This window comes from Streptomyces sp. HUAS TT7 (assembly GCF_051550175.1).
GTDB lineage: Bacteria > Actinomycetota > Actinomycetes > Streptomycetales > Streptomycetaceae > Streptomyces.
The window spans coordinates 39,325-51,800 of record NZ_CP196176.1; the positions used below are offsets into that span (position 1 = coordinate 39,325).

Below are 12,476 nucleotides of genomic sequence, written 5' to 3' on the forward strand. Positions count from 1 at the left end.
GCGCACGGGTGCGGGCGCTCACGTCGCGGCGGGGTCAGGGGAGGGTCCGTGCGCCGTCCACGGGGCCGTGGCTCGCTTCGGTGTTCAGCCGGGTGTCGATGAGTGTGCCGAGTCGGCGGGTACGGAAGGGGGTGCGGCGCCCCGCGTCGTACAGCGACTCGACGGCCTCGCACCAGAGGTCGAGGTCGGGGGCCGCGCTCAGTTCGTCGGAGCGTGCCCGTGCGCGGCGGGAGGCCCGTTCCCAGTTGGTGGGGTCCCGGAGTGACATCAGGGCGTGGGTCCAGGCGTTGAGGTCGTCGCGGTAGGCGAAGATGCCGGCTTCGCCGAGGGATTCGACGAGGCCGGGGGTGGGGTGGGCGATGACCGGGATGCCGGATGCGTACGCCTCCACCGCGACGCGTCCCCAGGATTCGTACAGGCTGGGCATGAGGATGACCCGGGAGCGGCTGTAGACGTGGGCGCTCATCTCCTTGCCGGGTACGCCGTCGACGACTTCGCAGTTGGGCAGTCGGGGCGGCGGCATGATCTGCTGGCCGTAGGCGCCGCGGACGCCCAGGAACGTCCATTCCGGCGTCCATGCGGCGATCTGCCAGAAGAGGTCGCCGCCCTTGTCGGCGTTGAGGTTCACCAGGGTCGCGCACTCCCCCGGTCGGGTGCGGTACTCCTCGGCGAGCACGGGAGGGCGCACGACGATCGTGCGCTGGGGCAGGAATTCCGTGGGGTAGCGGGCATAGAAGATTTCGCCTTCCCGCCGGATCCATTCGCTGTTGTAGACGACGAGGTCGGCGCCGGCCGCGTTGTGGAAGCTCGTGGCGAAGTCGTCGTGGCAGATGACGACCACGGGGATCCGGCGGGCCCGGGCGAGACCGGATACGAGGGGCACGTTCTCGAAGTGGGACAGCAGCACATCGGCGCTCTGCGCGTGGGCGGCGAAGTCCGCTCCTTCTTGGTACGGCACGACTCGGACCCCGTCGATCTCATAGCTCTTCTCGATGCTGCCGGGGTGGGAGAGCCAGACCGTCACCCGGTGGCCGCGGTCGGCCAGCGGGCGAAGCATGGAGTGGAGCATCCATTCGGAGCCCGCGTTGTGGGCCGGTGGATATCCGTACACCCGGGCCGCGATGGACATGCTGCGTGACTTCCTGGGGGGCGCGGTCGACCGGTGTGGGCGGGATGCCACCGTGTCCACGTGGGCGTACTTCCTTTCCGATGAGGGGTGTTGCGAAGACCTGGCAGGGACGAGCCCAGGGCTGTCCGCTCGGGAATCCGCAGGGCCTGGCCTCAGTGCGGCCAGGCCCTGCGGGCGGTGGTGCTCTTCGCGGCCTGCCGCCGGGAACGCTTCGACTGCCGGCCTAGCGGCTGATGACGCGGATGGGCGAGGACGCCGAGGTCTGGTCGCCCACCTGGAAGGTCAGGCTCGTGTCGCCCAGCGGAGCATCGGCGGAGGCGGTCACCTCGACCAGTACACCGGACTTCGAACCGGTCCCGGACAGCGACAGATTGACCTTGTCGAAGGTCAGGGTCTGCCCGTCCTGGGACCACGTCCCCGTGTAGGAGCCCGTTTGCTGCCAGTTGGAGCCCTGCATGGTGCCCACGATCAACTGGCCGGACAACCGCAGCCCCTTCCCCTGGGGGACGGTCACGCGGACCGTCTGCGCGGGGATGGTTCCGTCGTCGCCGGCCCGCAGTTCCACTCCGGCGTAGCCGATTTGGCCGGCGCGCCTGAGCTGGACCGGTCCTCCGGGCGACACCGAGAACTGGCCGCCGGCACGGGTTGCCGCGTAGCGGTAGTAGACGCTGCCGAGCTGGAAGGCGTCCTCGGCCTTGGCGGGGTCCCAGCTCAGGTTGCTGGTCGTGCCGTCGGGGTTGGCGGCCTGCGGCCAGACCAGGAACCGGTAGTAGCCCGGCTTGTCGCCCAGCTGCCGCAGGTCGATGGCGGGCAGCACCACCTTGCGGCCCGTGCCGCTGTCCCGATGGCCCTCCGCCTTCTGCAGCTGCGGAGTCGGGGTGTAGCGGGACGGGGTGCCGTCCTCGTGGACCAGCTGGTAGTACACGTGGTCGCTGTTGTTGCCCGCCACTCCCTGTTCGTCCTGACGCAGGTTGACCAGGTCGATGATGAATTTGTCGCCGGGGATGCGGCCGTTGTCCGAGACGTGGCCGAAGCCGGCCTGGCTGTTGGGCGTGCCGCCCCAGTTGTAGTCGTAGGGCAGCCGGACGAACGGCCTGCCCACCATCTCCGGATCGCTGCGCTGCCAGGCTCCGGCGAGCACGTCGATCTCCGGGTTCGCCGTGCGGACGTCCCCGTTGTCGAGGGTGACGTCGACGCGGATCTGATACTTGCGGCTGTAGGCCGGGCGCGGGTCGGCATCGACGTTCAGGTCCCCGCGGAGGGTGAAGGTGATGAGGTCGCTGTCCGCGAGGAAGGTGAGGTCGATGACCTCGTACTGCTGGTCGATGCCGCTACGCCCGCGCGGAAGCTCGGCGGCGTTCATGTCCGCCTGGCCGTTGCCGGTGTACGAATAGCGGACCTGACTGATCTTCACGCCCATCGGGACGCGAATCCGGCCGTCGTAGCGGAACTCGCTGTCCCACACGGCGAAGCGGTTCGCGTGGCCGAGGGTGTGGATGCCGGTCCATTCAGGGTCCTTGTTGCGGTCGTCCTGGGGCGTCGCGGAAGTGGTCATGTTCGGCTCCTTGCCGGTTGATGGCAACGGCTGGGAATCGGGAGGGCTGCGGCCCGGGAAAGGGGCGGGCGCCGGCCGGAATGCCGCCCGCCGGCGGCCTCCCGAGGTGTGCGGGACGTCCCGCGTCGTCCGCCCTTCCGGCCGGAAGGGCGGACGACAACGCGGCCTACTGGTCCACGACGTGGACAGGTGTGGACGGCGAGGTCTGGTCGCCCACGCGGAAGGTCAGGGCGTCAACTCCGAGCGGGGCGTCGGACGTCGCCCTGACGGCGACCCACGCCCTCGACGTCGAGCCCTTCCCGGACAGAGCCGGGTCGACGCTGTCGAAGGTGAGGCTCTGCCCGTCCGGGTACAGCGTCCCGACGTAGGACACCGATTCCTCGTGACCGGCGGCCTGCACCGTCAGCCGGTACAAGGAATTGCCCTCGGCGACGAACTGCAGGCCCCGTGCCCGGGGGAGGGTCACACGGACGCTCTGCTCGGCGACGGTGCCGTCTTCCTCGGAGTACAGCTCCACGCCCGGGTAGCGGACCTCGCCGGAGCGCGTCAGCGTCACATCCGGCGGCCCGCCCGGCCCGACCGAGAACGTGACCCGGCCCTCGACATGGATCGGCGTGGAAGGCGAAGTGCGATCACCCACACGGAAGTTGAGGGCTGTGTCGCCCAGCGGGGCGTCGGGGAGTGCCTTCACGGCGACCCAGGCCAAGGCCGGCCCCTGTGTTGACAGGGGCAGTTCTACGTCCTCGAAGGTGAGGGTCTGCCCGTCCGGGGACAGCGTGCCGATGAAGTGCACCGGCTCACGGCCGATGCCCTGCACGGTCAGCTGGAATCCGGGGTTGCCCTCGGCGACGAACTGCAGACCCCTGCCGGGAAGGTCCACGCGGACGTTCTGCGTGACCGTGCCGTCCTGGCCGCCGAGCAGGCGCACGCCCGGATAGCGGATCTCGCCACCGTGCGTCAGCGTCACATCCGGTGGCCCGCCCGGTGAGACCGAGAACTGAACCGGGTCTGGAATACCGTTCACCCGCCGGATCCGCTGGTTCGAGGTGTCGGCGATGTAGACGTTGCCGTTGCCGTCCACCGCCACGGCTGCGGGGTCGTGGAGCGTGGCACTGGTGGCCGGCCCGTCGTCACCGGTGAAGCCCTCGGTGCCATTTCCCGCGACCGTCGAGATGACCTGGGTCTTCGCGTCCACCCGCCGGATCCGCTCCTGCACGTCGTCGGCGATGTAGAGGTTGCCATCGGCATCCACCGCCACACCGGTCGGACGACCGAGTGACGCCTTGACGGCCGGGCCGCCATCGCCGTCCGAACCGTAGTGGCCGTTGCCCGCGACGGTGGTGATGATCTGGGTCTTCGCGTCGACCCTCCGGACTCGATTGTTGTTGCGGTCGGCGATGTAGAGGTTGCCGTCACCGTCCACCGCGACATCGTCCGGATAGTCGAAGACGGCACTGGTGGCGGGCCCTCCGTCGCCGTAGAAGCCGTAGGTGTACCCGCCCGCGACGGTGGTGATGGTCTGGGTCTTCGCGTCCACCTTCCGGATCCGCTGGTTCGAGTTGTCAGCGACGTAGAGGTTGCCGTCACCGTCCACCGCCACACCATGGGGACCGGCGAGAGAGGCTTTGACGGCAGGCCCTCCGTCACCGGAGAACGCCATGACGCCGCCGGTTCCCGCGACGGTGGTCACGACCTGGGATTTGGCGTCCACCCTGCGCACGGCGTTGTTGTAGTAGTCCGCGATGTAGAGGTTGCCGTCGGCATCCACCGCCAGGCCCCTGGGGGAGCTGAAGGTGGCATCGACGGCCGGCCCGCCATCGCCGGTGAAGTCCCGAGTGCCGTTGCCCGCGACGGTGGTGATGGTCTGGGTCTTCGCGTCCACCTTCCGGATCCGCTGGTTCGAGGTATCGGCGATGTAGACGTTGCCGTCCGAATCCAGAGCCACACCCTGGGGCCCGTGGAGAGCCGCCTTGACAGCGGGCCCGTCGTCACCGGAGAAATCAGCGGCGCCGTCACCCGCCACCGTGTAGATGGACGGAGCGGGGGCCGGGGCCAGTGCGACATCGATGTCACTCATCACCGTTCCCTCCGCGCTCGCGGCATCGGCATCCATCACAGGAGTCGTCCTTTCGCTCCAGACAGCACGAACCTCACGGGCACACCTCGACGGCACGCGACACGCCTACGGCAGGATGGTTTGCGCGGAACGGGGAGAGGCGAACGCCGAGAACCAACCCCGGCTCCCATCGCGCACCGGATGACCGGCCACGTCTTCCCGAACTCACTCACTCCCGTGCCGCGACCTGCCCGGCCTTGGTTGTGCCGGACCAAGACTCATCCCATGGCCGGGCCGCGCGATAGGGCGTCCGGTAAGCCAACCACGGTTCCCTGCCACACTGTTGGCCCACCCGGATCCGCCTCACCTGACGCACTCGCCACACACGCACCGCACGAGCGTCCCGTCACCATCCCCCACGCCCCACGAAACTGATCCGCTCCCATCCATAGCTCTGGCACCCCACGCAGAATCCGTTCACAATGACCGGGACCTATCCGGACGAAACAGGCCAGGTCTCGCATGCCTTGGAGCCGATACCCGACAGCCTGGCCAGGCAGACGCCCGCCCCGGGCACAGGCCAGCACGAGCCCTACGCTGCCAAGTGCCGGTTCCTCACACCCATCGAGTGGAGCGAGCGGACGCGTCAGCCTCTCCGTCCTCGCGGCGCTCAACACCCGTACCGGGCGGAGGCGGGCGATGCATCGCCGTGGCGTGTCCGGACTTCTCCAGAACGCGCCGCACGGATTGCGGTGCCCACCAGTTGGCGTTGCCGAGCAGTGTCATCGTGGCGGGTACCAGGAGACAGCGCACGAGGGTGGCGTCGATGACGACGACGATGATCAGAGCGAGGGCGAGCTGTTTGACCGCGATGAGTTCCCCGGTGGCGAACCCGGCAAAGACGAGGCACATCAGCGCCGCCGAGGAGGTGATGATACGGGCCGAGCGCTGCACGCCGAGCTCGACCGCGCGGTCGTTGTCACCACTCTGGGCAAATGCCTCCTGGACCCGGGCCAGCAGGAGCACTTCGTAGTCCATTCGGCCTCCGCCCGGCGGGCCCGGGACAGGCCGCGCGCCAACTGGACACTGACCAGGGCCGCGCGCCCGTCGGCGGAGACCGTCGCGCCCCGCGCGGGTGCGGTGGTCGGGGCGATGACGGCGACCACCCCGGCCACCGTGGACAGGTCACGCCGGGCCGAGGCGAGCTCCGCGCGGAACGCGGCATCGTCCACCGGCACTCCGGCGGCGACCGCGTCGATCTGCTCGTCATGGCTCCGGGCGGCCCCCAGGACCCGGTAGCCCCGGCCCGACTCGTGCTCGGCAACGCCCAAAGGGCGTTGATCGAGACGCCCGAAGACGGGACCCGCCGCAGCCAGTCCCGCGACGAGGAGCGCCAGCCACACCAACAGCACCAGTCGCCGGTGTCGTCCACAGCCCACCGCCAGAGCCAACATCACCGCTGCCCGGTGAGACCCGCGCGGTCCCAGACCGGCGTGCACCTCCGCCCAAGAGACGGCCGATCAGGCGGTGCGCCAGGGACGACCCGCCCGGGAGCCGGGCCAACTCCCTTACCGGGGACGGCCAATGCGAGAAGTAATGCCTGGTGAGCCACCGTTGCACGGTATGTGCAGCGCGCACCCCTCCGACCGGCCCGGACCGGATCTCACCCGATGAGGGGACACGATCATCCCAGCGGATCCCGGCGGACTTCCGCCTGTACCTGCCCACGACCCCGCGCATCCTCGGCAGGGCGTGGATCTGCGGCGATTGCGTGCGAGGTCAGACTGGTGAAGCTCTCAGCAGCCGGCGACGGCAGCTCCCCGGGAAAGCCGCGCGGACCGCCTGCGCGTGTCGGGCAGACCGAGCGAACTCGCTCCACTCAGTCAGTGTGGCCAGTGCATCCCGAGCGGACGCTACGACCCCGGGCCAGGACCCAGAGGCCATGAACTCGGCATCCGACGCAGCGCGGCCAACCGACTCCAGCGCCGAGTCCAGAGCGTCGGCCAGCATCCTCATCGCCCTCACCTCGGCCTCCGACGCCAGCGTGTACCCGAGGGCGGCTTCAGGGTCCGCAAGCACGGTGGTGTCGTCGTAGAGGGTGTTCACGTTGAGCGTGAAGTCGTCGTAGAAGTTCGGCTTCGGATAGATCCGGTCGATCCATACCCGCTGCTGATAATCCGGGTCCGACAGCGCCCGGAGAGCCGAGATGCCCTCCGCCCTCATCTCCGGCAACTTCACCTGAGCAGACTTCACGGCTTGTTGCATTCCTTCCACTTGAGCCAGTCCGTGAGCGGGATGTGCGACGCGGGATTCTCCTTGATGGAACCCTCGATCGGCTTTCCGTCCCGGCCAATAGCCCTCCCGCCAGAGTTGATCACCACATGGTTGACCTGCTGATACTCCTGGGAGTTGTTGAGGTTCCCCTCGTCAATCCATATTGCGTGAACCACACCCGCACCGCAGCCGTCGTCCTCGCCGGCGCAGGGCTGCTCCTCACCGCATGCTCCATGCAGAGCACCCAAAGCCGAAGGGTGTGGCTCTTCTCCAGTGAGGTGTCTTGACCTGCGTGGTTGCTGACCGGGGTGTAGTTGCTCGATGGTCGTGGTGTCGGGTGACCGGATTCCGGGGGTGGCGGCGATGGTGTCGTGGCTGGAGGAGATCGAGCGGCGGGAGGCTGCCGCGCGGGAGCGGATCGACGAACTGCAGGCTCGGATCGCGGAGTTGTCCGAGAGTCTGACCGAGCAGGAGGCGGTGCTTTCACGGCTGGAGATCACCCGGGAGACGATGTCGGAGATCTTGTCGGGTGGGGAGGCGGTCGGGGAGCCGGAGGTGGTCCCGGTGCCGGGTGGGCCGGAGGAACCGCCGGAAGCAGGAGCGGAGGAGCGTTTCTCGGTGGGCTCGCCGGTCGGGGTGAAGCTGGTGCCGCAGTGGTCGCCCGAGCTGGAGGCCGGGGTGCTGCCGGATGCGTACCAGGACATCGTCGAGGTGCTCCGGGACGCGGTGCATCCGATGCGCGCACACCAACTCTGCGCGGTGCTGGGGCTGTCGACGGACAAGAGCAAGGTGGAGGGGTTCCGGTCGAAGCTGAAACGGCTGGTGGAGCGGGACTGGCTTCAGGAACCGGGTCCGGGACTGTTCGCTGCGCGGGGCGGCAATCCGGCGGGTTCGGGTGCGCCGGAGCGGGATGGACCGGCTGCCGGACGCCGCCGCGCCGGTGTGGCATCGGGCCCTCGCCCCTAGCGTCGAAGGTGCCACCCAGTCGACACCCGAAGGTGAGAGCCCGATGAACGGAGCGTATGAGGCCGCCACGGCGGCTGACCCCTTTGCCCGAACCGTTTCTTTCCTCACTTTCCTCATCTCCTCCCTCTCCAGCCCCGAGGTCCTGCAGTTGCCACATGACCAGGTCGAGGAGAGCGCCGAGACGGGAGCCCGGGAGCTGGGCCGCCTCCTCCTGCAGGCCCATCTCGATCTTCGCGCCCGCGTTGAGGAAGCGGCCCTCAGCGGCCTCAGCTCTTCGTCCCGGGCCGCGTTGGCCGACGGCCGCAGCCGGTTGGAGAAGAACCACCGGCGGCAACTGGCCACGATGGTCGGAACGGTGACCGTGGCTCGGTGCGCGTTGCGCGCACCGGGCCGGACCAACGTCTGCCCGGCCGACCGGGAACTGAACCTGCCGCGTGGCCGGCACAGCCTGGGCCTGCAACGACTCGCCGTACTGGAAGCCTGCCGCGGTTCCTACGACACCGCCCTTGAGGCGATCGACCGCCGTTGCGGAGCACGTCTGGTCAGCAAACGGCAGGCCCAGGAGCTGGTGCGGGCCGCCGCGGTGGACATCGACGCCTTCTACACCTGCCGCACCCCCGTGCCCGCCGGCCACGAGACGCTGCTGGTCCTCAGCTTCGATGGCAAAGGCATCGTGATGAGGCCGGGGCATCTGCGTGAGGCGACCCAGAGGGCCGCCGAGCGGGCAACGCGGACGTTCCGCACCCGCCTTTCGGCCGGGGAGAAGTCGGGCCGCAAAAGGATGGCCACGCTCGCCGTCGTCCACGACGCGGAGCCCGCCGTTCGTCGTCCGCACGACATCATCGCCCCGCCCGGCGGCCGCACCGGCCACCGCACCCCACGTCCGGGGCCGAAAGCCCGAGCGAAATGGCTCACCGCCTCCGTCGAGCACACCCCCGACCACGTCATCAGGACGGCCTTCGACCAGGCCGAGGCCCGTGACCCGCAACACCAAAGGTGCTGGGTGGTCCTGGTGGACGGCGCCACCCACCAACTCGGCCTCGTCCGCGCAGAAGCCGCCCACCGTGGCGTCACCATCCACATCGTGCTCGACATCGTCCACGTGATCGAGAAGCTCTGGGCGGCCGCACGCTGCTTCCACAGCGCCACCGACCCTAAGGCCGAGACCTGGGTGGGGACGAAAGCGGCCCGGATCCTGGCCGGTGACGCCGCTGGAGCCGTCTTCGACATCCGCTCCGAAGCCGACCACCGCCGTCTCACCGACGAGCAACGCGCGGCCGCGGACACTGCCTGCCGCTACCTGGCCAACAACGCCGACCACGTCCACTACGGCCGGGCGTTGGCAGCCGGCTGGCCGATCGCCAGCGGAATCGTCGAGGGAGCAGCACGGCACTTGATCGCCGACAGACTCGATATCACCGGCAGCCGGTGGAGCCTCGGCGGCGCCGAGGCGGTCCTCACCCTTCGCGCGCTCATCAGCAACAACGACTTCTCCGAGTACTGGATCTTCCACACCAGGAGGGAGTACGAACGCCACTATCCCCAGCCTGGCCAGCACAAGTACGGCCTCACGGCCTGATCGGTGATCTCACTCCGAAAGAGCCGCACCCATCCGAGTTCGTCCTTGACCTGTTTGTAGCTCTGCTCGACCCAGTGCCGCAGTCCGTAGAGTCTGACTACTTCGGTCAGGTCGGCGGTCGCATGCCGGCTGAGCTGTTCGCGTGGTGAGCTGGGCCGGGGCAGGTTGGTGGCCAGGTACCAGGTGGACGTCTCGGGCAGGGTTGCGGGGTCGGTGGTGGCCACCACCAGCCGGACCATGCCGTCGGGTCCCCACCAGCCGAGCCTGGCATCGGCGGCCCACCAGGTGGCGGAGCGTCCGCCGCGGAAGGTGCGGGTGACCGGCTGCCAGTCGCCCGGCTCTTCGGGGCCGTGCCAGGCCAGTTCACGGGCGGCGTCCACGGGCCGGAAGGCGTCCTTGTACTGCCAGGTGCCGTGGCCGCGCTTGAGGGCCATCACGAACGGCAGGTGAGCGTCCCACAGTTCAGCGCGGAAGCAGGTGTGATCGCCGTAGGCACAGTCGGCGACAACCGCCCGGAAGGACACCCCCACCTCCGCGGCATGACAGGCCAGTGCGGCCCCGATCTGCAGCTTCGTGCGGAAACCCGGGTCGTTCCTCCCGCCGGGGAAGTGGTGCGCGGGGGTATAGGGCACCGCGTGCAGTGGGTAGTAGACGCGCTCGTCGGCCCAGCAGGTGGTCACCGTGACCACCCCGCGGTCGATCTTCCCGACCGAGCCCAGGTACTGCTTGCCCACATGCGCGGTCGCCGACCCGTCCTTGCGGTCCCCGGAATCGTCGACCACCAGCACCCCCATCCCATGCGGCGCGGTCGCCGGATCCGTCAGCAGCAGCTCCAGACGGCGCGCGTTGACCTGCTCGTGGTCCCAGGTCGACTCCGAGAGGAAGAACTGCAGCCGCTGCACCGCCGCATGCTGGGCACCCACCACCGGTTCGGCCCCGGCCAGGCAGGTCAGGGTCTTGTTCCGGTCCCGCGGCAGCAGCAGGCCGGCCAGATACTCACGGAACCCACGCCGCTGGGCCAGCGTCCCGAAGAGCCCATCGAAGCAGGCGGCATAGCCTTCCAATGGACCGGGTGCGGGCGGGCACGGCAGCCGCTTCGTCATCTCAAGCTCCATTGAGGCGAGTTGAGGCTCTCACTCCCGGCGTACTACCGCCACGACCCGCCGTCAACAAACCACCGCTAGCACGCCTGGTTGGCCGATCTCCACCGGACTACGTTGGGCCCTGCCGAAGCCAAAGTCTCGGCGGGGCCCAACAAGCGGTGGGGTCACGCAGCGCGGCCCGGCCAGATCAACAGGACGAGCGGATCCTGGTCGTCCCGTTCCACGATGAAGCCGGCGGCCATCAAAATCCCGAGCACCGCCGTCTGCACGTGACCTGCCGCCTGTACGAAGTACTGGAAGGCAAGCCCCTGGCCCGGACGGCTCATGTCGAACGCGGCATGAAGGGACGGATCGCAGTTCCAGTAGCCCCAGACGCCCGGACCGTCCTCAAAGTCATCGACGTCAATCCTTGCCCCGGGTGACCGGTCATCGATCGTGGCCCGGCAGGCTGGCAGACCGGCCTTCCGCAGCTCATCGTGCACCTGATCAGCCAGCCTGGACCGTGCCTCAGCCACCTCGGCAGTGACGTACTTGACTCCGAGGTCCTCGGGTGTCAGGTCATCGAAGTTGGCCGTCAGGCGCGCCTCTCAACCAAGCCGATGGCTTTCGGGAACGTGGCAGCGAACGCCCTGTATGCGGGGTCGGTCTCTTGGCGGGCAGCCTCCTGGAAGAGACGGATCAACTCCTGTCGGTCCTCAGCCGGTGCCTGGTCCAGCCGCCTCAGCAGGGTACCCGTCCATGCTTCGGTGATCCTGATGGCGTCTCCGTCGCCTACAGTGTCCTCGTCGGCCAGGTCGAGGCTGCCGAGCAGCGTCAGGTAAGCGGCTGCGAGAACCTGCGTCGGGGCGGGCGAAGGGCTGACCTCGATCGTCGGTTCCTGTGTGGGCAGGCAGAGTTCGTCGGCGAGTTCCATCAGCGACCGGTCCGCTTTCCAGAAGCCCCTGCGAGCCATGTCCTGACTGTGCATCGCTCCGGCGACCCTGCGGACTACGCGAGTAAGTTCCTGCCGGTCATCGCCCGCCAGACCGTGCAGACCATCCTGCACGATCCGGATAGCGCGTCCGGTGAGCCGAGCCTTGCCTTCCGCGCTGATGCCGACGAGTGCACTCGGGTCGTCATCGCATGGGTCGCAGGCGCGGATGGACGCGATGAGACCGAGCACGCCCTCCGTGAGGATGGATGCGACGTACCACTGTCTCGGCTGCCGACCTGCGACATGGATCCCCGAGGCCAGGTCGTTGAGTTCGGTAGCGTCACGCGTGCGGAAACCGGCGAGTGTGAGTGCGCTGCTGATCGCCTCATCCATCAGTGAACCGACCCGGACAGAGTGTTCGATCAGCGGCTCCAGGAGATCGAACCGATCTGGCTCCATGAAACTCTGGGCAGTTTCGGCCAGCGATTTGCTGGGATTCCAGGTTACGTAGACACCGCCGGCAGGACTGTCCATCGTGTTGACACAAACGCACGCGCCGACTCGCCGTTCGGCTGGAAGATTGGAAAATTCCACGTAAGAGGGGAGTCCCACATGCTGCAGCTCCTGGGATACCGCCTCTGCCAGTCCATGCCATGCAGCGATAATTTCTTCCGAAGCATGCGGGATGCCGCTTTTTTCTGCATTCGCTCTAATTTTTGGGTCGATGTATTTCAAGAGGATTCCCGAGTTTCTTGTCCGCAGTGTTAACGTTCGGCCCGCTGATTCTCCCCGTCAGGTCAGGCCCGCTGCCACTATGACCGAGATTCCGGGGCCCCGCCGGAAGGGAAGATCCCGGCGGGGCCCTGGCAGCTGCCACATCAACGACTCTGACGTGCCAAGC

10 protein-coding genes and 1 pseudogene are annotated in these 12,476 nt (G+C 68.2%); 2 read left to right on the plus strand and 9 right to left on the minus strand.

From position 1 onward, the window contains the following. Nucleotides 1-34 precede the first annotated feature (34 nt). From ACSHXC_RS40740 to ACSHXC_RS40765, 6 genes are all read right to left on the minus strand, one after another. A complete protein-coding gene (locus tag ACSHXC_RS40740) occupies nucleotides 35-1,129 on the minus strand; it encodes a glycosyltransferase family 4 protein (protein ID WP_438297166.1) in 1,095 nt (364 codons plus the stop codon). A gap of 223 nt (nucleotides 1,130-1,352) precedes the next feature. Next, nucleotides 1,353-2,684: a hypothetical protein gene (locus tag ACSHXC_RS40745; protein ID WP_438297167.1), complete on the minus strand. Its 1,332-nt coding sequence runs from the start codon at nucleotides 2,682-2,684 to the stop codon at nucleotides 1,353-1,355. A 166-nt stretch (nucleotides 2,685-2,850) separates the two neighbouring features. Then, the gene (locus ACSHXC_RS40750; protein ID WP_438297169.1) at nucleotides 2,851-4,761 is read right to left on the minus strand and encodes an NHL repeat-containing protein; all 1,911 of its coding nucleotides are present in this window, start codon (nucleotides 4,759-4,761) and stop codon (nucleotides 2,851-2,853) included. Nucleotides 4,762-5,355: 594 nt separating this feature from the next. Further along, entirely contained in the window at nucleotides 5,356-5,778 is a 423-nt protein-coding gene (locus ACSHXC_RS40755) for an MMPL family transporter (RefSeq protein ID WP_438297171.1), read from the minus strand. Between the two features lie 741 nt (nucleotides 5,779-6,519). Then, on the minus strand, nucleotides 6,520-6,993 hold the full coding sequence (locus ACSHXC_RS40760) for an SCO4402 family protein (protein ID WP_438297173.1): 474 nt from the start codon (nucleotides 6,991-6,993) through the stop codon (nucleotides 6,520-6,522). Further along, a complete protein-coding gene (locus tag ACSHXC_RS40765) occupies nucleotides 6,990-7,262 on the minus strand; it encodes a hypothetical protein (protein WP_438297175.1) in 273 nt (90 codons plus the stop codon). The genes ACSHXC_RS40760 and ACSHXC_RS40765 overlap by 4 nt, the downstream gene beginning before the upstream one ends. A gap of 73 nt (nucleotides 7,263-7,335) precedes the next feature. On the opposite strand from ACSHXC_RS40765, the gene ACSHXC_RS40770 reads away from it, so the two are divergent. Both ACSHXC_RS40770 and ACSHXC_RS40775 read left to right on the plus strand, forming a co-directional pair. Next, entirely contained in the window at nucleotides 7,336-7,980 is a 645-nt protein-coding gene (locus ACSHXC_RS40770) for a hypothetical protein (RefSeq protein WP_438296152.1), read from the plus strand. Nucleotides 7,981-8,023: 43 nt separating this feature from the next. Beyond that, on the plus strand, nucleotides 8,024-9,559 hold the full coding sequence (locus tag ACSHXC_RS40775) for an ISKra4 family transposase (RefSeq protein WP_438296153.1): 1,536 nt from the start codon (nucleotides 8,024-8,026) through the stop codon (nucleotides 9,557-9,559). Between the two features lie 29 nt (nucleotides 9,560-9,588). On the opposite strand, the pseudogene ACSHXC_RS40780 reads toward ACSHXC_RS40775, so the two are convergent. From ACSHXC_RS40780 to ACSHXC_RS40790, 3 genes and pseudogenes are all read right to left on the minus strand, one after another. Continuing rightward, nucleotides 9,589-10,662 (minus strand): annotated as a pseudogene (locus ACSHXC_RS40780) (IS701 family transposase); the annotation flags it as partial. 164 nt (nucleotides 10,663-10,826) lie between these two features. Beyond that, complete coding sequence (locus ACSHXC_RS40785; protein WP_438297176.1) at nucleotides 10,827-11,144, minus strand: hypothetical protein; 318 nt, start codon at nucleotides 11,142-11,144, stop codon at nucleotides 10,827-10,829. Between the two features lie 92 nt (nucleotides 11,145-11,236). After that, nucleotides 11,237-12,310, minus strand: a complete 1,074-nt coding sequence (locus tag ACSHXC_RS40790; protein ID WP_438297178.1) for a hypothetical protein — start codon at nucleotides 12,308-12,310, stop codon at nucleotides 11,237-11,239. Between the last annotated feature and the right edge of the window lie 166 nt (nucleotides 12,311-12,476).